We start from the raw sequence: 18,290 nt of genomic DNA on the forward strand, positions 1-18,290 counted from the left end.
TTGTCTGCGTGTCAGCCCACTTGTCAGCGCGATCCGCACCGCGTCAGCCCGGAATTCATCCGTCCGTTTCAATCCCATAGTTCGTCTCCTTTGTTGCAATAAATGCTATCAAAGGAGCGGCATCAAACCGCGACAGGTCCACTGGCTGGGGTTGAACATTCATGGACATGGGGATCTCCTTTGAGAGGTTTGAAACACCCTTCTCAAAGCCCGCTTTTTCTTTTCCGCTTGGCGGATGAATCGAGGCCGAAGGCGCCCTACCCGAACAGCCCTTTGGGTCTGTAATTCGGGTTGGGGATGGTTTCGATCCAGCCGCCTTGGTGCTTGATGCTCTCGAGCGCTGCCGAGAGCGGATAAGCGCCCTCGGCAGCGCTCCACCAATAAGCTCCGCGTTTGAAGGTGATGATCTTGCGGCGGCCGTCGCTGAAGCAGGCCACCCGCAGCGTCTTGGGTTCCTTGCGTGACATGCGAGTCTCCGTTCTCCGTGTGGTCAGGCGGCCTCGGCGCGGCCCCCTGCCCTGCCCGTCTCCGATCTGGCGATCAGGTAGTCGCAGGCGCGCTGCGCATCGGCGGCGTGCCGGAAGATCGCGCCTTTGTCAGACCGAAGGACGCGCAACCAGTTGTGGAGGTAGGCGGCATTCATCTCGAGCGTATGCGCCGTGAACCCGAGCGTCTGACCTAGGAACACCGAGGTCAATTCCGCGACGATCTCCTCGCGCGCATAGGACGTGTTGCCAAACTTCGAGAACCCGAAATCACGGTTCAGTCGATGCGGGGCCTTCGTGGCATGGGCCAGCTCATGCGCCCAGACCCCGTAGAAATTGCGCGGGTCCTGAAACCGCGTGATTGATGGCATGTAGACCTTGTCCACGGGGGGCAAATAGTACGCTTCTGTGCCCGTGAAGACGGTCGTGATGTCGATGGCATCGAAAAACGCCTGCATGTGCGGGATGGGCTCGGACGGCGGATGCTCGGGCACCGGGTCCGGCTCGGGATGGAAGCTATCCGGCAACCCCTCGATCTGGCAGGCGTTAAACACGCGATAGGATCTCTGGAAGCGGAAGATGCGGGCCTCTTCGGAGTGATCATCGCCGTCGCTGCGGTCGTCCTCGCCGCCCGCGTCTTTCCGGCTTTGACCGTAATAGACAACGACAGAGGACTTCTCGCCCTTGCGGACTTTTGCATCCAAGGCATTGGCTTGCGGCAGCGTCATCCAGAAAGGCGAGCTATGGCCCGCCATCACGGTGCGCATCGTCAGCAGGAAGTTGTTGACCCCCTGATAGGGTTCACCGCCCACGCGCAGAGGGCGAGAGCTGCCACCTGCAGTCCAGGGCTTGCGCCATGGCAGGACGCCGCGCTCGATGATACGGATGATTTCGTTTGTGATGACCTCGGAGGCATCGAATTTGGGCGTGCGGGATCGGGCCATGGCTGGCCTCCTTTCGAGTGTTGGTGAGAGGGAATGGTGATCAGGTTGACTGGCGGGGGCGCGGATCGTTGGCGATCCTGGCACCGAGGGCTTCGACCATGTCGATGTAGGTGGTCAGCGAGACGGACCTGCCAGGACCGCAAGGATCAGGGTCGACCGATCCGTCCCGCGCCACGCACGGCAAGTTCGCGAAGGCGGTGACATCGGTGACGGATCGGATATCGATGAACGGCGTTCCTCGTGCGACCGCGAGGGCGGCCAAGGGAAAGCGCTCGATCGGCGCGAAGGTCCAACCGAGATGGAGGAATGTCCCACCCTCCCCGCAGATCACATGCGCGTTTGGCAATGACGCCGCCTGCTTCAGATAGCCGAGATCACGCAGGACGGTCTGGCGTTCGAGCCGCTGTGCCAGCGCCGTCTGGCCAGTTCGGCGCAGCTCTCTATGCCGCCACCAGGAGGCGGCGGTTGCGCGGAGCACGCGCAAGACACCTGATTGCATAGGAATGCCCTTCATCCGGAACGGCAGACCGGAACCCGGCCCGGACCCATCTGAGGGACCCCAAAGGCCCTCATCCGTCAGTCACAAAACCCGAAGAACACTTTCTCTTTTTCCGGCCCCTTTGGGCACACAACAAAACCGAAAAGCCCGGCCCTTCTGCCGAAGCCATTGATTTCATGCAGCAATTCCAGATCGGCAGGCAAGATCGGCAAGGCATATCGGCAAAACCTTGCTTGAAAGTACGAAATGTGTATATTTTTCAATTACTTTGCAAACATGGAAGATCGGCAAAAATGCTGGAAACACCCGCCAGGATCGAACCCTGCTTCTTCGAGGAGCATATTCCCACAGAACTGGCAGACCTTTCGGTCGACATCCAGAGGGAAGCCACCGGGCTGGGACAAGGGTTGCATCCTGACAGCGCAGCCGAACTTGCCGATCTCGTCCGTGTGATGAACTGCTACTACTCCAACCTGATCGAAGGACACAACACGCGCCCCCGCGACATCGAAAGGGCGCTGGCTGGTGCCGAGCTTGAGGAAGAAACTCGCCCTCTCGCCCTTGAGGCCCGGGCGCACGTCATCGTTCAACGGGCCATCGACGAGATGCATCGCAAGGGCACCCTGCCCCGCCCCACATCCGTCGAATTCCTGACTTGGGTCCATAAGACCTTCTACGACGAGATGCCGGATGAGTTTCGGGTCATCGAACATCCCGACGGCACACAAGAGCCCATCGTTCCGGGACGCATGCGCCAGGATGATGATCGGGAAGTTGCGGTCGGGCGCCACCTACCTCCTTCATCGTCGCGCGTCGCGGCATTCATGGACCATTTCGACAAACGATTTCAGATTGCGGCGCGGTCTTCGAGCGGACGGATCATCGCGATCGCCTCTGCACATCACCGGCTCAACTACATCCACCCTTTCCCGGATGGTAACGGCCGTGTCAGCAGACTGATGTCTCATGCCATGGCCCTCACAGCGGGGATTGGTGGCCAAGGGCTCTGGTCCGTATCACGTGGGCTGGCCCGCGGGCTAACCGATCGGGGCGAGTACAAACGGATGATGGATCTGGCCGACAGTCCACGCCGCGGAGACCGCGACGGACGGGGGAACCTGTCAGAAGCGGCACTGAAGACGTTTAGTGAATGGTTCCTAAAGGTGACGCTCGACCAGATCACCTTCTCAGCAAGATTGTTCGATCTCGGCGGAATGGACCAACGGTATCGTCGTCTTGTTGCAGATACCATCGATGACAAGCGAGCGCCGGAACTAATCTCGGCGGTTCTTCGGCATGGGGCACTGGAACGAGGCGATGCGCAGATTGTGCTCAAGACGTCCGAGCGTACTGCTCGCAACACGCTGAGTAAACTGACCGCCGCCGGATACATGACGTCCGCCTCGCCGAAGACGCCAGTTCGGTTGGCGTTTCCGTTGGATTATCGAGAACGGCTTTTTCCAAACCTGTTTGGAGATGGTGACCTGACTGTGTGATTTTCGTTAGTCCGCGCTCTACGCAGGTCAGCGCGCCCAGGAAGAAAGTGGACGGATCCCCTAAGCAATGAGTTCACAGCTGTGAACCTGTCTTCTGCGGGACGAAACAAGACGCAGTTCACAGCTGTGAACTTTTCATGCAGCGTCCTTTCTCATTAGGGCCATGATCATGGGACCACAGGAGAATTCACCGAGCGCAGCCTTTGCAGACAGTGACCGCAAGTACCCACCAGGCGACCGGATGTCGCCGAAGCGTTCCAACATTGCCAAGATGACCACCGATGCCTCTTCCGGGCCCATGTACTGTTTGGCCTCATCCCAAGCTGAAGGAGAGACGCCCATCATAGGTCTTATTACATCGGCAACCCTTACTAGATCATGCCAGTGGCGCACAGGTCGTTCAGCATAAGTTCGGTATTCAGAGCAAGCGGCCAAAACGAGACCGAGGGGTATTCTGGGTAGATTGTTGTCGACCGGGACAGGCTCATCAGTACTAGCCTCTGCAACCAGTGCTGCCGCCGGATCGGAGGCGCTGCCCTCGACCTGCGCTTTTTCTAAGCGTGGTTCAAAAACATAAGAGTCTTTATTTGAATTCTGATAGTGCTGCTCATTTGTGACTTCATTGGTGCTCATATCTTGTGATTGCACTGGTTCCAACAGGTCCCGAATGGCGTTGAGGGCTTCGGACAACGCAGATTCCATCTGCTGCAACTCTGCAAAGTCGAGCTTGCGGCGAAGGTCACGCGCCGTCAGGACGCATAGGTCGGACGCCTGGTCCCAGATGGCGCGATCAGGGCGCAGAGAGCGGCCGTAGTCGACGAGACCCGCTAGATCACGGCGCATGAGGCTTACAGTGGTTCTAAGCCGCTTGTAGCGCTCCTCCGCAGCACGGACAGCCTCTGCGGCTTCGCACACTTCGACGAAGCGTTGGGCGAGGGGGGCCAGATCGAAGCCGAAAGCGATCTTTTCGTCGCCATATCGGCGCGTGTAACGCTTGCCGTTGGGACTGTCGCGACGCACGACAAAACCGGTTTGCACCAGGTTCGCCAGATGCCGCCGCATGGTCGAGCAGGGCATACCGTTCAGGCGCTCACAAATAGCCTTGTTGGACGGATGCACGACAGTTTCACTATGGTTCCCGCCAACGATCGTGGCCTGATGGAAACTGACCAATGCCTGAAGCACGCTCAAATCACGGTCGGACAAGCCGAAGGCGATACGGGCAGCGGCGAGTTCGCGAAGTACTTCCCATTTGTTGACGCCGGAAGGGGGGAGGTCCTGTTGCGCCGCTGCCTGATATTGCAGAATGGCAGCATTTATGGGTCGCCTGAAAGGCGTTACGGGGGTGTAGTCCATTTTACATTCACTAAGACAAAGAAATCACGGTCCGCGAATCACTTAAGACTTGCGAAAAACGGCGACCGAGACTAACTTGAAAGTGCTAAGAACAAGTCAGGGTCTCGTAGGGCGGTCGCTTTGCGGGACCTTTTCTTTGGCTTTTTCGTGCCTCCTGTTTTTGGTTTCTGCTCTTCCTCAGTCTTCTGAACGCTGCTTCCAGCGTTCGTGAAGTTCTTCAATCAAATCATCGGCTTCAGACTCTACCCAGTCGGCAAACTTACTATTCTGCAACTCGATCGAGATCCCTTTGGCGGTGCGTTTGAGCGTGCCGCCACGTTTGCCCCCAATCCTGAGCGGCTGACTGGATGCAGCGGAAGTGGAGGGGGCCTTGGCCGGTTTGACTAACCTTGTGACAACCTTCGACACGGCCTCGAACGCCTGCACAGAGGGGTCGTCGGTCCCAGGTGCGGCATCAATCACCATGGCCACATCGGCCTTGCCATGGGTTTCCTCAGCAAGGCGGATCAGGCTGCCCCGATCCAGGTCGTTGTCCGCGATGGCACGGCCCATGGCCTCCCACCGGGGTCGGCCGATGCCGTGTGCAGCACCGATGGCGCGGATGAGGTCTGTACCGACCATGTCGGCGATGGCGATGGCCATGGACACCGAAGATTTGGTCACGGTCAGAACTTCTGCAACCTGTGATTGATTTCCAAAGCCCGACGATACGAGTTCTTGCGCAAATATCGCCTTTTCAATGAAGGACAAATCGCGGCGCGCCATATTTTCGGAAATCTGCGCACGCAGGGCACTGTCATCATCCAGATTTGCGACCAGTGCGCGCACCTTGGCGACCTTGTCGGACTGGCGGATCGCCTCGAGCCGGCGGCGACCATAGACGAGCAGATAGCGGTCCGTCTCTGACGGGTGCCGGCGCACAAGAATTGGTACGGTCTGACCATTCGCCTCGATTGCGACGCGCAGATCATGCACATCCGCCGGATCAAGCCGGTCGGCCATTCGGTCGTCGACGATACTGGCCGGGTCGAGTTCCCAGACATGATGTGAATCGACCGCGTCACGGGCCGAGCGCAGGGCGCGGTTGGACGTCATCATAGGGGTTACGGCGCCAGCCTGAGGGGCAGGGGCCGGGCCACCGGCTGCCGCGAGATTGTCGAGCATCGACATCCGTTTTTTCTTGCCACTTGTCATGCCCGACCCCACGTTTTCTGAATAAGATCAGCGACTTCGTCGTTCAGCGCGTTCAGGCTTTCAAGGGCGCGATCATAGGTCGTGCGGGTAAAGGCGCTCCGCTCGACTTCGTATAGGGTTTGCTTTGTCAGACCTGCATCGGAGATCGCCGTCGATTTGAGCATAGGCGAGTTGAGCACCGCATCGCCATACATGGTGCGCAGAAAGGCAACGATCCGGTTTTGTGGTGCATCCTGAGGTTCATAGCGTGTCAGCGCATAGCGCATCCAGTCGTGGGACATGTCCGCACCGCTTTCGGCGATCACGTCCATCAGATCAGCCGTCATGCGCAGAAATTGCGACATCGACATCACGTCGAGCATTTCCGGATGAATTGTGACCAGCACGCCGGTGGCGGCAGAAAGTGCGGACATGGTGAGAAAGCCCAGTTGCGGCGGGCAGTCGATGACCACAACGTCGTAATCGCCGTCAACCTGGGCCAACGCCTCTTTTACGCGGAAAAAGAACAGGCCTGCGTTGCCTTGTGAAAGAGCACGCGGCGTTTCGTGTTCGAACTCCATTAGTTCCAGATTGCCCGGGATCAGGTCGAGGTTCGGGATATAGGTCTTGCGGATGACGGCGCGGATCGGCTCTGGGTCGTCATAGCGGATCGCGTCATAGAGCGTGCCGCCATCTGTCAGATCGAATTCGGGCTGTACGCCATGTAACGCCGTGAATGAGGCCTGCGGATCAAGATCAATGCCCAGGACGCGATAACCGCGCAAGGCCAGCCGCTGTGCAAGGTGTGCCGAAGTCGTGGTTTTGCCCGATCCACCCTTGAAGTTCATCACACCGATGACTTGCAGGTGATCGCCGTCACGCCGTCCGGGGATATAGTCTCCAGGCTTGCGCGCGGTCTTTTCCAGCAGGACACGCAGGGCCTGAATGTCCTGCGCGGAATACAGGCGACGATTGCCGGCCGTCAGTTCAGGCGAAGGGCCCTTGCCATCAAGGTTGATTTTGCGCAGGTATGAGTCGTTCACACCAAGAAGCGCTGCCGCCTCGCCGGAGGAGAATTTGCGCATTTCCTTTGTGGCGTCTGGGGGAAACAGGCTCTCGCGTTGCGAATGAAGCTGGTTGGCCAGCCACTCGGAATGCTGGCGGATGACCGCGTTCAGGTCCTGATGCACGAAAGTCTTGTTCATCTGCCCTCTCGATCCGCGCTACGCATCTTTGGCGTGTTCACGGTTATTGACGTTTTTTGCCTCGTTTCCGTGACTATTGCCGTAAGAGTCGGATTCGCGCAAGTTTTTTCCACATCTTGTGTGAGCTCACCGTCGAAACACAAGCCCGTTCGCCGTCGTCGTCGAATGCTGATCTTGGCAATTGCGTCAGGATGATATACATATAGGCTCGTATATCCACCAGGAGGGACGATACCGATGCAAGTTGCAAAATGGGGGAATTCGCTCGCGGTCCGCCTGCCTGCCGATCTTGTGCGCGAACTTGGTCTTAAAGAGGGTGACCAAATCGATCTGATAAAGGACGACGGTACCTTGCTCGTCCAGCGCCAACCTCGCGCCGATGAAGTCCTGCAAGGGCTAAGGCGGTTTCGCGGAAAACTATCCAAGGACGCACGCCTGAGCCGCGACGCTGCGCATGAGCGCTGAATTCGCGGATACAAATGTCGTCCTTTACCTTCTTGACGACGGCCCAAAGGCGGATCGGGCGGAAGACATCCTGGGGCAAGGGCCGCGGATCAGTGTGCAGGTCCTGAACGAAGCGATGGTCAATTGCCGGAGGAAAGCCGGTCTTAGTTGGGAGGAGACCGGCGCTTTTCTTGCAGGGGTCCAATCCTTGTGTGAAGTCGAAGACCTGTCTGTGCAAACCCATTTGGTGGGCCGAGCTTTGGCAGAAAAATACCAGCTTTCGGTCTATGACGCGATGATTGTGTCGGCCGCCCTTATTGCTGGATGCACGACTTTGTGGAGCGAAGATATGCACGACGGATTGCTGGTTGAAGATCAGTTACGCGTCGTGAATCCATTCACCTGACCAGAAAACGGGCTGCAACCTTGCAATTGTTCCATGAGTTGGAAGATTTGCAAGGTTGTGTTTATTGCTCGCACTTCAGCAAGCCCAACTTCTCCGCGCGCTCCAGCAGCATCCTCACGGACGACGGCTGCCAGCTGGCGCGTCCACGCGGGGTGCGTTCGCGCATGGATTCCAGTCGGTCACAGATCGCCTGGAGCGTGATGTCAGGGTCCGCGCCCTTGATGCCAGCGACAATCGCGGGCAGGCGGTCGTCGGTTTCGCGTCGTCCAGCGCGACCAAGCACTTCATTGGGCAGAAACCCGTCGCGCACATAGGCTTTCACTGCGCGCAGAAGGCGGCTTTGCGTCCAGTGGCGGTCGTAGGGCAGGGGGCCATTGATGATCCGAAGCACATCTTCCCAGGCCATATCGGGTCGAAGTCGTCGGACATGTGGCACCCAGTCCTGAGCCATCTCGTTCAGCCGCTCCATGTAGCCGTCTTGCCGCGCGCGCCGCACTTTGCGTAGCGCCGCTGGATCGCGGGCGCGTAGGCCCGGGTTCCCGCCGACCCGGCCCTTAGTACGGGCACTTGCCAGCCCCGCCTTGGTACGTTCGCGGATCAGCGCCCGCTCGAACTCGGCCGCGGCGCCTAGAACCTGCAATGTGAACTTGCCCTGTGGGGAAGCGGTGTCGATGGGGTCCTGCAGGGAGCGGAAGAAAGCTCCCTTGGCCTCCAGACGTTCGATCACCTCCAGCAAGTGCGACAGAGACCACGCAAGCCGGTCGATCCGCACAACGACCAGCGTATCGCCGCTCTGGACGCGTTCGAGCACGCGTGCCAGCACCGGTCGCGCGCGATTGCCGCCCGAGGCGTGCTCTTCAAAGATCTCGACGCAACCCGCAGTTTGCAGGGCCTCAGACTGGGGCAGGGGGGTCTGATCCTCTGTGGATACGCGCGCATAGCCTATCAGGGGCATGAAAATCGGCCGTTTGCAATTTCATATACCGATACTAAACGACCGTTTGTAAACGATTGCAAGAGATTGCTCTATCGTCGTGCTGGTGAAGAACCCCTTGGCTTCCTTATCCTGAACGCGATCAGAGAGGTTCCTCCGGCAGTCGCCCGCGAATACTATGTAAAGAGCATGGGCAATGGCCACAAAATCGCTTGGGTAATGTGCATAAAGTTGGTATTTTGCACACATGAAGCCGCAAGCATTCACTTTTAGTGATGATTTCAATGACGCTCTCATCATTACCGAGGGGGATGAGGAGGCTCACGAAGAAGACCTCTGGTTTCTGCCCGGGCCGCTCGAAGAAGAACCGGATGATTTGCCTCCTGGGCCACGGGCGGAACCGCCTGATACCGTGGTCATCGAAGATTGGGCAAAGGCAGAGGGTGCTCATACTGCGCGGCTGGCAAAGGTGGCTGGACGCCTGGGTGCTCTGGATGACCGGTTGCTGCGCGGCCCGGAGGGCTGGCGGCACAGACTGGCTCTAATAGAGGCGGCGGATCTCAGCTGGTTCGCAGGCGATCGTGTGAGCCCCGATCGGCTGGCGCTTTGGATATCCATGCGTTTGTCTGGAGTGCAGGATGACTCGGAAGCACTGGCCCGGGCCGGATGGGCCATGCGACGCCTGACAAGTGGTCCGGAGCCAATGGTAGATTTGGCGTCCTTCCTGGATCGGCGTGATCCTGAGAAGTTCGAGAACAATGCCGAGCGCTTTGACGAGCGTGCAGGGAGCTGGCTGGACGTGATGACAGCGGCGGTTGACCTCCACCCGATCACGAGCGCTTGCATGGGGTTTCACCTCTGGAGTCTGGCTGGCCTCGGCCAATATGGAGACCGTATTGAGGCCGCTGTAACTGCTGGCAGGATCGCGGCCAGCGACGGCAATGGAGCCATCTTTGCGCCGCTGGCCATGGGCGGGGCGGGGGGGCTGCGGGCCTCGGGCGTGCCACCTGAACGCTTGGCCCGCTGGTTGGACGTGATGAACAGCGCGATACTAACGGCGATGCGGCATTTGGATTTGGTTGAGACTTGGACGGTTCAAGCAGAGGGCGAAATGGCGAAACTATCAGGCAAGACGCCTCCTGCTTTGCTAACTCTCTTCGCGGAATGGCCTCTGGTGTCCGCGCCGATGGCTGAGACTCAGATCGGTGCCAGTCGCGCGGCGGTGCAACGAAACCTCGCGTGGATGGAAAAGAAAGGCTTGATCCGCGAGGTTACAGGGCAGGGGCGGTTCCGTATGTGGCGGATTGCAGCTTAGTATCTGCCGGGGTGACGGCTCAAAAACGAATAAGCCCGCTTATGTGCATTCAGTTACAAGAAAACAGTCCCGAGAATCCGAATACATCTACGTTGCCACGGCCTTGCTGACGTGACGTCTCTTACGCCACTTCCGTCAGCGCATCGATGACCGGGCATTCGGGCACATCGTCTCCGGTACACTGCGCCACGGTGGATGACAGGACGTGTTCGATGCGCTTGAGATCGGCGATCTTGGCGCGGACTGAGGCGAGGTGCGAATTCGCCAGACCCTGCACTTCGCCGCAGGTCTGGGCCCCGCCATCGACCAATGCGAGCAGATCGCGAACCTCGTCGAGCGTGAACCCCAGCTCGCGCGCGCGCATGATGAAGCGCAGACGCGCGACATGCCTGTCATCGTAGACACGATAGTTTTTGCTGGAGCGCGGCGGCTCGGGCATCACGCCGATGTTCTCGTAGTAGCGGATGGTCTCGAGGTTGCAGCCGGTCAGCTTGGCGAGATCTCCGCGCCTGAGGACCTTCACCGATCTGTGATGATTTTTCACACCAAACTCCCTTGAGCCTGTACCAGCTACAGACCCTAGATTGAGATCATCATTGAGGCAAGGATGATTCGAACCATGACTGAAACCACATCCGCCGGCCGCCAGACGGCAATGGGCGAAACACCGGCTGCTGACAAAAAGGCATGGGCGACAACCGGGCTTGGCGTGCTGGGCGCGTTGGCCATGACCTCCTGCTGTATCCTACCGCTGGTGCTTGTGAGCTTCGGCGTCACCGGCGTGTTCATCGCCCAGTTGGGCGCGTTCTATCAATACAAGTGGATCACCTTCGCACTGAGTGCCGCTTTCATCGGATACGGCTTTTACAAGGCGTATAGCCCGATCCCGGCCGAAGCCTGCGCTGATGGCACCTGCGCGCGACCGATGAACCGAATACTGATGCGGTCCATTCTCTGGGCTGCCACAGCGATCGTCGCCGTGGCGATGATCTTCCCTTACCTGACCCCCTACATCCTGTCCTATTGAGAGGTCTGACCGATGAAACATCTCTATCTCGCACTCGCAACCCTTGGAATTCTGGCCGCAATGCCCGCCAGCGCTGACGAACAGCGCATCAAAGTTGGTGTCGGCGAACTCACCTGCCCAACCTGTTCGTTCACCGTCGCGGCGGCGATGCGCGGTGTGCCCACGGTCGAGATCATCGATTTCCAGGACGGCGAGGAGTTTGGCACAGGCACTTACGTCGTGACCTTTGACGATCAGCCGTGGAAGCCGTATTTGTGCTTGCCGAAGCGTGAGCTGAGGGCACGATTGGGCCGACCCCGTGCGATCCACATCTATGAGCAAAAAGGAGTGATCCGGATGACCCTTGCCATCACGCAGCCGCCATCATCCGCGTCCGCGTCCCGCCAAGTCTGGCCGGGGAGCTGACGGAGCCCCCCCGCGCGGGTGCGATGTTCCGAAACACCACCCGAGGGACGCGCAAGTCTTTAGCCTCAAGTGCGACGTTTCGAGCCTTCGTGTGTTGCGATGCTGACGATGTGCGTGAGGTGCGCACCATCCCCAACCCGTACCGATGCGGATGGGCCGCACTCTGACGGACTTGGTAGAGGGATAACGGTGCTGGCCACCGCAGACTGCCGATCACGCGCGACCGATCGCACGCGCCATGAGACATGACGAAAGGGCCGCGCCAAGCGCGACCCCCTCTCTTCAATCCTGCGACGCCTTCTTCGCCGGGTCCGCAACCCGCATGACCGTCAGACCTTTCGCTTCCGCCTTCTGCCCGAGGTTCAGCGCGACCCCGTTGCCGCCGAAGAGTACAACCCCCGTCGCCGCGAACTTGTCGTCCAGCATTTCGTCGTTGCACTTGAACGGTGCCGCCCGCCCGTGCGCGGACCAGCGCGGATCAAAGCGCGCCTGCGCGACCCCGCGTGCCCGGGCCCACCGGGCCGCAATCATCTCCGCCCCGTGCTTGCCACCCTTGTGGCAGAGGAAAATCTCCTGGTTGCGGTTCTGCTTGATCCGTTCGCGAACCTTGTCGAGCGTGTTGAAGATCACATCGACATCGGTCCAGTCGGTGGCGCCTGAGACGATCAGGGGCACCCCCTCGACTTTGGATTTCTCGGCAGTCTCGCGGTCGTGCTGCTCGAGGAGCTGCCGCGCCTCGAAGACCGCCCCGGTCTCTTGCGCCCGGACGCTTGCGCGCGACCCAGCTGCCGGGATGAAGGCGTGGCCCGTCTCGATCTCGTAGCATTCTGCCGCTGCCTCGCTCATCACCTCGATGGCGCTGACAATCTCGCGCAGCTGCAGAAAGCGCGCCTGCGCCTCTTCGAGCGCGGTCTCGGCGATCTCCGATCCGTCGTGAGATTTTGCCAGCGCGCTGATCTTGTCGGCGGTGCGGTCGACCTCCTTGCCAAGCGCCACCTTGCGGCGCTGCAGGATCGTGGCGAGCCCATGGGCCAGCGGTTCGATTTCGGCTTCAAGCCCGGTCCCGCGCAGCTGACCGAGCAAAACCTCGAAGCTCTCGCGAATGATGTGGTCGGTCAGGACGCGATCCTCCGGGATCGGCAGCTGCGCGTCCCTCTCGGTCAGTCCGAAAAGCTCGATGGTCTCGTAGGTGTTTTCAGTGTCGTAAGCCATGTCTGGTCTCCAGTGTTCGTTTCCAAGGCCGCCACCTGAGTGTGGGGGCATGGCCGAATGCCTGGTTTCCGAATCTGCCCGGGTCAGGGACGGCGCAGCCGCCGGCTTGCCGGGCGCAAAAGTTTTCCGCGTGCAGCACCGGACACATGCGCGCCCTCACGCATGGGATCGCCCCGCGCCACAGGCCCCGCCCTCGCCGAAAAGTTTTGCGATCCTTGACGCGGGCTGATTTGGGGGCCATCCGGAGGATATGCTACCGCGCTCATGTGTGTGTGTTTTGACGGTAGGTTTGCCCGACCCGAGCAGGCAAACGGCCCGACCGGACGCGGGAGACGGATGGAGCGGCGGGATCGTTTTGGCCTCAGGCCAAAACAGACCAGAGCGCAATCCGGCGGAGCGGCCGGGGAGGGACGTGCTCGCGAGGCGGGCAAACCGGGATGCTGGGTGCTGCGCCGCGGTGAGGCCGCATGGCCGAATGCGCGACGGACCGAAGGGCCGTTCTCACCTGCGACTTGGCGTACCGAGCTGGGGAGGCCGACAGGCTGTTGACGCATTTCGCTCGGTCGGCCTGACCTGCTTGCCAGAAGCGGCAAAATTCGGTAGTCTATTGGAGCACCAAGGAGTCCGCGATGAGCGTTCAAAAGCAATCCGTCAGTTTCACCGACACGGCCTACACATTTGCCAAGGAACTGGTCGAAGCTGGAGAGTACCCAAATATGAGCGCGGCTGTTTCAGGTGAATTGGCGAAGGCCAAGGCAGAGCGAGATCGTGAACGGTCTCTGCTCGAAGCAGAATTAGAGCGTCGTCTGTCTCTGCCTCTCGATCAATGGGAACCCGTCGGCGATGCCGCCGACGTCACTAAAGGCGCCCGGGCCCATCTTGCGGCGATGGCTCAGAAGACCTGATGCGTTTTGTCAGGCATCCGTTCTTTGAACGGGACCTTATCGGTATCGTTGATCATATTGTCGACGTGACTGACGGTGACGTTGCTGCAGCAAGCCGCAGGCTCGATGAAATCGATACCCTTATCCAGAAGATTGCCGAAAAGCCAAAATCCGGTGCTCGCCTCAGCGGCAAGCTGGACGGATGGCTCGTGCGCCATGGCGGCGCAGGTCACCGACTGACCATCGTATTCAAACCGGATTTAGATACCGGAATTGTTTATCTCGCTCTCGTCGCATTCGGCGGTCGGGACTGGATGAGGCTCGCGTCGGCAAGACAGGTGTTCGCAGACTAACTTCAAAGCCATCTACTGCGAAAAATCTCAAGACCGGACCTTCGCTGCGCTCGAGATGAAGAGGAAAGATGCGGACAAAAGTTGCCTTTGCTGGTGCAGCGGTTGCTCACGCAGCATTAGCAAACACATGCAGTGGCGTTCATGCGGCGTCGCAATTCAAATCGTCGAAGCGGTCATCCCCAGCCGGACAAGTACTATGGTCATCCCACGCGAATTTTGAAGTCTTGTTTTGCTGTTCGGCGTTCAATTCACCTTTTTTGTTGAGGCACTTTGCCTGCAACAGTCTCTACTTTGACAAGGCAAGAATGCGCCACGGGACCCTGGGCCAGTCTTGATGTGCCTTTGTCACGGGTCAGCACGTTCGGGTTGCCATTGCGGCAGAGGTCGCCGTCAGAATAGAGCCATGCGCCGGTCGCAATCTGGATAACGCCGGGTCGGATCATGTCGCTGATCCGCAGTTCAGCAAGGCACGCGCCGCGGGTGTTTTGAATTCTGACAATCTGACCGTCGATCAGCCCGCGCACCGCTGCATCTCTCGGGTGCATCGTCATCGGTTCAACGCCCTTTGGCCGGTCTGCACGGCTGACCGCGCCGTGATCCAACTGGCTGTGTAGTTTGTTGCGGGGCTGGTTGGATATCATGTGCAGGTCATCCGGGGCAGCAGCGCCCAGCCATTCGGTTGGTTCCAGCCACGCGGGGTGGCCGGGACAATCGTCATAGCCGAAGTCTGCGATGGTCTGCGAAAAGATTTCGATCCTGCCCGACGGTGTGGCGAGCGGGTTGGCCTCCGGGTCGGTGCGAAAAGCGCCCAGCATGACGGTGGGCTTGTCCGGGACCGGCACCTTGACCCAGCCGTCGCGCTGCAAGCTCTCCCAATCGGGCAGCTCAACACGTTGTCCTGCGGCCTGTTGGCGCGAAACCTCCCAGATCCAGCGTTGCCATTCCTCCGGGCTGCGCCCTTCGGTAAACGCCTCTTCCACGCCCATTTCAGCGGCAATGCCACGCAGGATTTCGTGATCATCACGCGCCTGTCCCACAGGTTCGATGGCGCGGTCCATCACCACCTGATAAGGGTCTTTGGGCGTCAGTGCGATGTCGCTGCGCTCCAGCGGCGTGGTGCAGGGCAGCACTATATCGGCATGTTTGGCCAGTGCGTTCCAGCACCATTCATTGGCGATGATGGTCTCGGGTTTGGCCCAGGCCCGCCGCATGCGGTTCAGATCCTGATGGTGGTGGAAGGGGTTGCCACCGGCCCACCAGACGAGCCGGATGTCGGGATACGCGTAAGACGCGCCGTCATAGTCGAATGTCCCGCCCGGGGTCTCCAGCATGTCTGTCACGCGCGCCACGGGGATGAAATCCGGCACAGGATTATGGCCTTGTGGAAAGGACGCATAGTTGACCGGCGTGCGGTTCAATCCGGTGTTGTTCATCGCCGAATAGCCAAAGCCCAAGCCCGTCCCCGGCAGGCCGATCTGCCCCAGCATCGCCGCAAGTGCGATGGCCGCCCAAAACGGTTGTTCGCCGTGATCCTGACGTGTCAAAGCCCAAGCGGTTGAGATCATAGTACGGCTGCGTGCCATGCGGCGGGCCAAATCACGGATGGTGTCGGCAGGTAGTTCGCAGATGTCTGCGGCCCATTCAGGTGATTTGGGAATGCCATCCGTTTTGCCCAGCAGATAGTCAGCAAAACGCGCAAAACCGACGGAATAGTTGTCAAGGAATGCTTGATCGTGCAGATCTTCGCCCAGCAACACATGGGCCAGCGACAGCATCAGTGCCACGTCCGTATTGGGCCGGATAGGCAGCCAATCTCCATCCACTTGGGTAAGCAGGTCCGAGCACAGCGGCGAGATATTGACGAAGTCAACACCTGCCTCATGCGCGGCCAGAAGCCCGTCTTTTTGCACATGTGCGCCGGTGCCGCCTTGGCTGATCTGCCCATTCTTCAAAGGCACGCCGCCAAAGGCCACGAAGAGCTCGCAATCTGATGCAATACTTTCCCAGCTTGTGGTTGTATCCAAATGCCCGCGGAAGGTGCCGAGGACATGAGGTACGAGCACCTCTGCCGCAGCGAAGGAATACGTGTTTTTGGAACCGGTATATCCACCGATACAGTTCAGAAACCGTTTGAGTTGGCTTTGCGCGTGGTGAAACCGCCCGGCACTTGCCCAGCCGTAAGACCCGGCATAAATCGCGCGGTTGCCATGGGTAGAGCGCACGCGGGTAAGCTCTGCAGCGACCAGCCGGTTGGCTTCCTCCCAGGTAACCTCCACGAATGCGTCCGACCCGCGTTTGTCACCCGCCGTGCCCGGGCCACCTTCCAGCCAGCTCTTTCGCACCATCGGGGCCATGATCCGTGTTGGGCCGTCAAGCACATCCACTATCCCCGGCCCAATTGGCGAGGGATCTGGGTCATGCTCAAACCCACGAAGGTTGATGACACGACCATTCTCAACATCCACCCGGTAGGTGCCCCAATGCGTCGCCGTCAGCAGATCCCGTTCGGATTTCGTCACCCGATCACCTATGCCGTTAAAGGTGTGAGTTCACCGCGTTCGAACATATCGCGCAAGGCGAATTTCTGGATCTTGCCGGACCCGGTCATCGGAAAGCTTTTGACCTCAATCCAAAGATTTGGCGTTTTTTGCGGAGACAATTCGGATCGGCAATGAGATTTCAGGTCCGCCGCGCTTAAAGTTGCATCGCCCGATGGCCGGAGGAAACACGCGATTAACTCGCCCCACTTCTCGTCGGCGATACCGACCACAGCGACTTCTTGAATCTCTGGATGCGTTAGCATCGCATTCTCGATTTCCGCAGGGAAGTGGTTCTCTCCGCCACGAATAATCATCTCTTTGACCCGACCGGTGATCTTGAGATAGCCGCGATCGTCCATGGTGCCCAAATCACCCGTATGAAGCCACCCTGCTGCGTCAATCGTCGCCTGCGTGGCCGCTGGGTTGTCGTGATATTCAAGCATTGTGCAGGGACCGCGCGCGCAGATTTCCCCCGGCTCGTTCAGCTCAGCGCAGGAATTGTCGCTCAAACGTCGGATGGACACCTCTGTTTGCGGGATCGGCTGGCCAATGGTCGTGCAGATATCATCAATGCTGTCGCCCAAGTGGTGCTGGGTGATAACCGGGCAGTGCTCCGTTTGGCCATAGAGGGTCGAAAATCCGCATCCAAACGCTTGCTTCACCCGGCGTACCAAATCCGCGGCAACATTTGCACCGCCACAGCTGATCACGCGCAACGCAGTTGTATCACGCGGGTTGGCTTCCTGTTCCTCAAGGAGGGCGACCACCATTGTCGGAACGCCTAAGACGACATCGGCCTTTTCGCTTTCAAGCAGATCGACGATGCGCGGCGCGTCAAACAAGCTGACAAGCACCATATGCGCCCCTGCCTGCATTGCGCCCAGCGTCACCATCCCACAGCCGGATGTGTGAAACATCTGCATGATGTTGATCCAGATGCTGTGTTCCGTGACGCCGCAGCGATCTGCATAAAAGCGCGCGTTGTTCAAAAGCCCCCCATGGGACAAAAGTGCTGCTTTTGGAAACCCGGTCGTTCCTGACGTGTATTGAATTTGTGCCGGATCGCAGGTCAACACTTCAGGAAGACGTGCCTCGTCTGAGCCTCGTGAGAATAGAACGTCGTGATCATCAAGATCAGTTACTTCCCGCAGGATCGTATTGCCGTCGCTGGCAAGCGTGGCGATCTGTGCCATAGGGTTGCCCCTGAATTCCTGAACATGGAACAGGCCGACAGCGCCAGACTGCTCGAGTACATACCGAAGTTCTTTGGCTTGCAGCGATGGGTTGGCCGTTACAAGCACCAGACCGGCAAGCGCACAGGCATATTCCATCAAAACCCATTCAGGGCTGTTTGGAGACCAGACCACAATCTTTTCGCCCTTGGTAAACCGCGAACTCAAAGCAAGCGCTAGTCGTTCGCAATCATCCCAAAGCGCACCGTATGTCCAGGAGCGTCCCCGAGACCCATCTTGACGGATCTCAGTCAGTGCCGGCCTGTAGATGTTGCTTGCTGTGACCTCCCTTAGGCCTTCGCCAATGGGCACATCGATTGCATCCATGTCTGACTGAGCAGGGAAATGCGCTTTTTCGAGGTGTAAGTTGTACATTTGTG

General features: G+C 59.1%; 19 protein-coding genes. 8 read left to right on the forward strand and 11 right to left on the reverse strand.

The window, feature by feature from the left end:
* Positions 1-257: 257 nt before the first annotated feature.
* The 3 genes from ABJL60_RS17275 to ABJL60_RS17285 are packed head-to-tail and all read right to left on the reverse strand — an operon-like array spanning position 258 to position 1,928.
* Positions 258-467 (reverse strand): DUF6330 family protein, encoded by a 210-nt coding sequence (locus ABJL60_RS17275; RefSeq protein ID WP_289084305.1) that lies wholly within the window; start codon positions 465-467, stop codon positions 258-260.
* Positions 468-490: 23 nt separating this feature from the next.
* Positions 491-1,429 (reverse strand): zincin-like metallopeptidase domain-containing protein, encoded by a 939-nt coding sequence (locus ABJL60_RS17280; protein ID WP_348408720.1) that lies wholly within the window; start codon positions 1,427-1,429, stop codon positions 491-493.
* A 40-nt stretch (positions 1,430-1,469) separates the two neighbouring features.
* On the reverse strand, positions 1,470-1,928 hold the full coding sequence (locus ABJL60_RS17285; protein WP_348408719.1) for a hypothetical protein: 459 nt from the start codon (positions 1,926-1,928) through the stop codon (positions 1,470-1,472).
* Between the two features lie 293 nt (positions 1,929-2,221).
* Here ABJL60_RS17285 and ABJL60_RS17290 point away from each other — a divergent pair, with 293 nt between their 5' ends.
* Complete coding sequence (locus ABJL60_RS17290; protein WP_348408722.1) at positions 2,222-3,424, forward strand: Fic family protein; 1,203 nt, start codon at positions 2,222-2,224, stop codon at positions 3,422-3,424.
* Between the two features lie 135 nt (positions 3,425-3,559).
* Here ABJL60_RS17290 and repC read toward each other — a convergent pair whose 3' ends face one another.
* The 3 genes from repC to repA form a co-directional block, all read right to left on the reverse strand.
* Positions 3,560-4,780: a plasmid replication protein RepC gene (gene repC, locus ABJL60_RS17295; RefSeq protein ID WP_348408718.1), complete on the reverse strand. Its 1,221-nt coding sequence runs from the start codon at positions 4,778-4,780 to the stop codon at positions 3,560-3,562.
* 177 nt (positions 4,781-4,957) lie between these two features.
* Positions 4,958-5,974: a plasmid partitioning protein RepB gene (repB, locus tag ABJL60_RS17300; RefSeq protein ID WP_348408717.1), complete on the reverse strand. Its 1,017-nt coding sequence runs from the start codon at positions 5,972-5,974 to the stop codon at positions 4,958-4,960.
* Positions 5,971-7,158, reverse strand: a complete 1,188-nt coding sequence (gene repA / locus ABJL60_RS17305; protein ID WP_055687614.1) for a plasmid partitioning protein RepA — start codon at positions 7,156-7,158, stop codon at positions 5,971-5,973. The genes repB and repA overlap by 4 nt, the downstream gene beginning before the upstream one ends.
* A gap of 237 nt (positions 7,159-7,395) precedes the next feature.
* Here repA and ABJL60_RS17310 point away from each other — a divergent pair, with 237 nt between their 5' ends.
* Positions 7,396-7,623, forward strand: a complete 228-nt coding sequence (locus tag ABJL60_RS17310) for an AbrB/MazE/SpoVT family DNA-binding domain-containing protein (RefSeq protein ID WP_055296342.1) — start codon at positions 7,396-7,398, stop codon at positions 7,621-7,623.
* The gene (locus ABJL60_RS17315; protein WP_110281057.1) at positions 7,613-8,008 is read left to right on the forward strand and encodes a PIN domain-containing protein; all 396 of its coding nucleotides are present in this window, start codon (positions 7,613-7,615) and stop codon (positions 8,006-8,008) included. Before ABJL60_RS17310 ends, ABJL60_RS17315 begins: the two co-directional genes overlap by 11 nt.
* A 61-nt stretch (positions 8,009-8,069) precedes the next feature.
* Here ABJL60_RS17315 and ABJL60_RS17320 read toward each other — a convergent pair whose 3' ends face one another.
* Positions 8,070-8,963 (reverse strand): recombinase family protein, encoded by an 894-nt coding sequence (locus ABJL60_RS17320; RefSeq protein ID WP_348408716.1) that lies wholly within the window; start codon positions 8,961-8,963, stop codon positions 8,070-8,072.
* Between the two features lie 226 nt (positions 8,964-9,189).
* Here ABJL60_RS17320 and ABJL60_RS17325 point away from each other — a divergent pair, with 226 nt between their 5' ends.
* Entirely contained in the window at positions 9,190-10,257 is a 1,068-nt protein-coding gene (locus ABJL60_RS17325; RefSeq protein WP_348408715.1) for a helix-turn-helix domain-containing protein, read from the forward strand.
* A gap of 121 nt (positions 10,258-10,378) precedes the next feature.
* On the opposite strand, the gene ABJL60_RS17330 is transcribed toward ABJL60_RS17325, so the two are convergent.
* Positions 10,379-10,780 carry a helix-turn-helix domain-containing protein gene (locus ABJL60_RS17330; protein WP_348408721.1) on the reverse strand — a complete coding sequence of 134 codons (402 nt, stop codon included), beginning with the start codon at positions 10,778-10,780 and terminating at the stop codon, positions 10,379-10,381.
* Between the two features lie 96 nt (positions 10,781-10,876).
* Here ABJL60_RS17330 and ABJL60_RS17335 point away from each other — a divergent pair, with 96 nt between their 5' ends.
* Both ABJL60_RS17335 and ABJL60_RS17340 read left to right on the forward strand, forming a co-directional pair.
* Complete coding sequence (locus ABJL60_RS17335) at positions 10,877-11,284, forward strand: mercuric transporter MerT family protein (RefSeq protein ID WP_348408714.1); 408 nt, start codon at positions 10,877-10,879, stop codon at positions 11,282-11,284.
* Between the two features lie 12 nt (positions 11,285-11,296).
* The gene (locus ABJL60_RS17340; protein WP_348408713.1) at positions 11,297-11,689 is read left to right on the forward strand and encodes a hypothetical protein; all 393 of its coding nucleotides are present in this window, start codon (positions 11,297-11,299) and stop codon (positions 11,687-11,689) included.
* Positions 11,690-11,971: 282 nt separating this feature from the next.
* On the opposite strand, the gene ABJL60_RS17345 is transcribed toward ABJL60_RS17340, so the two are convergent.
* Entirely contained in the window at positions 11,972-12,901 is a 930-nt protein-coding gene (locus ABJL60_RS17345) for a DUF2493 domain-containing protein (RefSeq protein ID WP_348408712.1), read from the reverse strand.
* A 629-nt stretch (positions 12,902-13,530) separates the two neighbouring features.
* Between ABJL60_RS17345 and ABJL60_RS17350 the strand changes: the two genes are divergently transcribed.
* A complete protein-coding gene (locus tag ABJL60_RS17350; RefSeq protein ID WP_348408711.1) occupies positions 13,531-13,806 on the forward strand; it encodes a hypothetical protein in 276 nt (91 codons plus the stop codon).
* Positions 13,806-14,138, forward strand: coding sequence for a type II toxin-antitoxin system RelE/ParE family toxin (locus ABJL60_RS17355; protein ID WP_348408710.1), 333 nt, complete (start codon positions 13,806-13,808; stop codon positions 14,136-14,138). The genes ABJL60_RS17350 and ABJL60_RS17355 overlap by 1 nt, the downstream gene beginning before the upstream one ends.
* A 248-nt stretch (positions 14,139-14,386) precedes the next feature.
* On the opposite strand, the gene ABJL60_RS17360 is transcribed toward ABJL60_RS17355, so the two are convergent.
* Together ABJL60_RS17360 and ABJL60_RS17365 are read right to left on the reverse strand one after the other, a co-directional pair.
* Positions 14,387-16,657, reverse strand: coding sequence for a molybdopterin guanine dinucleotide-containing S/N-oxide reductase (locus ABJL60_RS17360; protein WP_348432422.1), 2,271 nt, complete (start codon positions 16,655-16,657; stop codon positions 14,387-14,389).
* An 8-nt stretch (positions 16,658-16,665) separates the two neighbouring features.
* A complete protein-coding gene (locus ABJL60_RS17365; RefSeq protein ID WP_348432423.1) occupies positions 16,666-18,285 on the reverse strand; it encodes an AMP-binding protein in 1,620 nt (539 codons plus the stop codon).
* Between the last annotated feature and the right edge of the window lie 5 nt (positions 18,286-18,290).

The sequence above is a fragment of the Ascidiaceihabitans sp. genome, from assembly GCF_039986515.1.
Classification (GTDB): Bacteria; Pseudomonadota; Alphaproteobacteria; order Rhodobacterales; family Rhodobacteraceae; genus Ascidiaceihabitans.

Excerpts from the sequence above, each read along its gene's own strand:
- ABJL60_RS17280 (WP_348408720.1), bottom strand. The coding sequence starts at position 1,429 with ATGGCCCGATCCCGCACGCCCAAATTCGATGCCTCCGAGGTCATCACA.
- ABJL60_RS17315 (WP_110281057.1), top strand. The coding sequence starts at position 7,613 with ATGAGCGCTGAATTCGCGGATACAAATGTCGTCCTTTACCTTCTTGAC.
- ABJL60_RS17350 (WP_348408711.1), top strand. The coding sequence starts at position 13,531 with ATGAGCGTTCAAAAGCAATCCGTCAGTTTCACCGACACGGCCTACACA.
- repC (WP_348408718.1), bottom strand. The coding sequence starts at position 4,780 with ATGGACTACACCCCCGTAACGCCTTTCAGGCGACCCATAAATGCTGCC.
- ABJL60_RS17335 (WP_348408714.1), top strand. The coding sequence starts at position 10,877 with ATGACTGAAACCACATCCGCCGGCCGCCAGACGGCAATGGGCGAAACA.
- repA (WP_055687614.1), bottom strand. The coding sequence starts at position 7,158 with ATGAACAAGACTTTCGTGCATCAGGACCTGAACGCGGTCATCCGCCAG.
- ABJL60_RS17345 (WP_348408712.1), bottom strand. The coding sequence starts at position 12,901 with ATGGCTTACGACACTGAAAACACCTACGAGACCATCGAGCTTTTCGGA.
- ABJL60_RS17320 (WP_348408716.1), bottom strand. The coding sequence starts at position 8,963 with ATGCCCCTGATAGGCTATGCGCGCGTATCCACAGAGGATCAGACCCCC.
- ABJL60_RS17310 (WP_055296342.1), top strand. The coding sequence starts at position 7,396 with ATGCAAGTTGCAAAATGGGGGAATTCGCTCGCGGTCCGCCTGCCTGCC.
- ABJL60_RS17365 (WP_348432423.1), bottom strand. The coding sequence starts at position 18,285 with ATGTACAACTTACACCTCGAAAAAGCGCATTTCCCTGCTCAGTCAGAC.
- ABJL60_RS17290 (WP_348408722.1), top strand. The coding sequence starts at position 2,222 with ATGCTGGAAACACCCGCCAGGATCGAACCCTGCTTCTTCGAGGAGCAT.
- ABJL60_RS17275 (WP_289084305.1), bottom strand. The coding sequence starts at position 467 with ATGTCACGCAAGGAACCCAAGACGCTGCGGGTGGCCTGCTTCAGCGAC.
- ABJL60_RS17285 (WP_348408719.1), bottom strand. The coding sequence starts at position 1,928 with ATGCAATCAGGTGTCTTGCGCGTGCTCCGCGCAACCGCCGCCTCCTGG.
- ABJL60_RS17355 (WP_348408710.1), top strand. The coding sequence starts at position 13,806 with ATGCGTTTTGTCAGGCATCCGTTCTTTGAACGGGACCTTATCGGTATC.
- ABJL60_RS17340 (WP_348408713.1), top strand. The coding sequence starts at position 11,297 with ATGAAACATCTCTATCTCGCACTCGCAACCCTTGGAATTCTGGCCGCA.
- repB (WP_348408717.1), bottom strand. The coding sequence starts at position 5,974 with ATGACAAGTGGCAAGAAAAAACGGATGTCGATGCTCGACAATCTCGCG.
- ABJL60_RS17325 (WP_348408715.1), top strand. The coding sequence starts at position 9,190 with ATGAAGCCGCAAGCATTCACTTTTAGTGATGATTTCAATGACGCTCTC.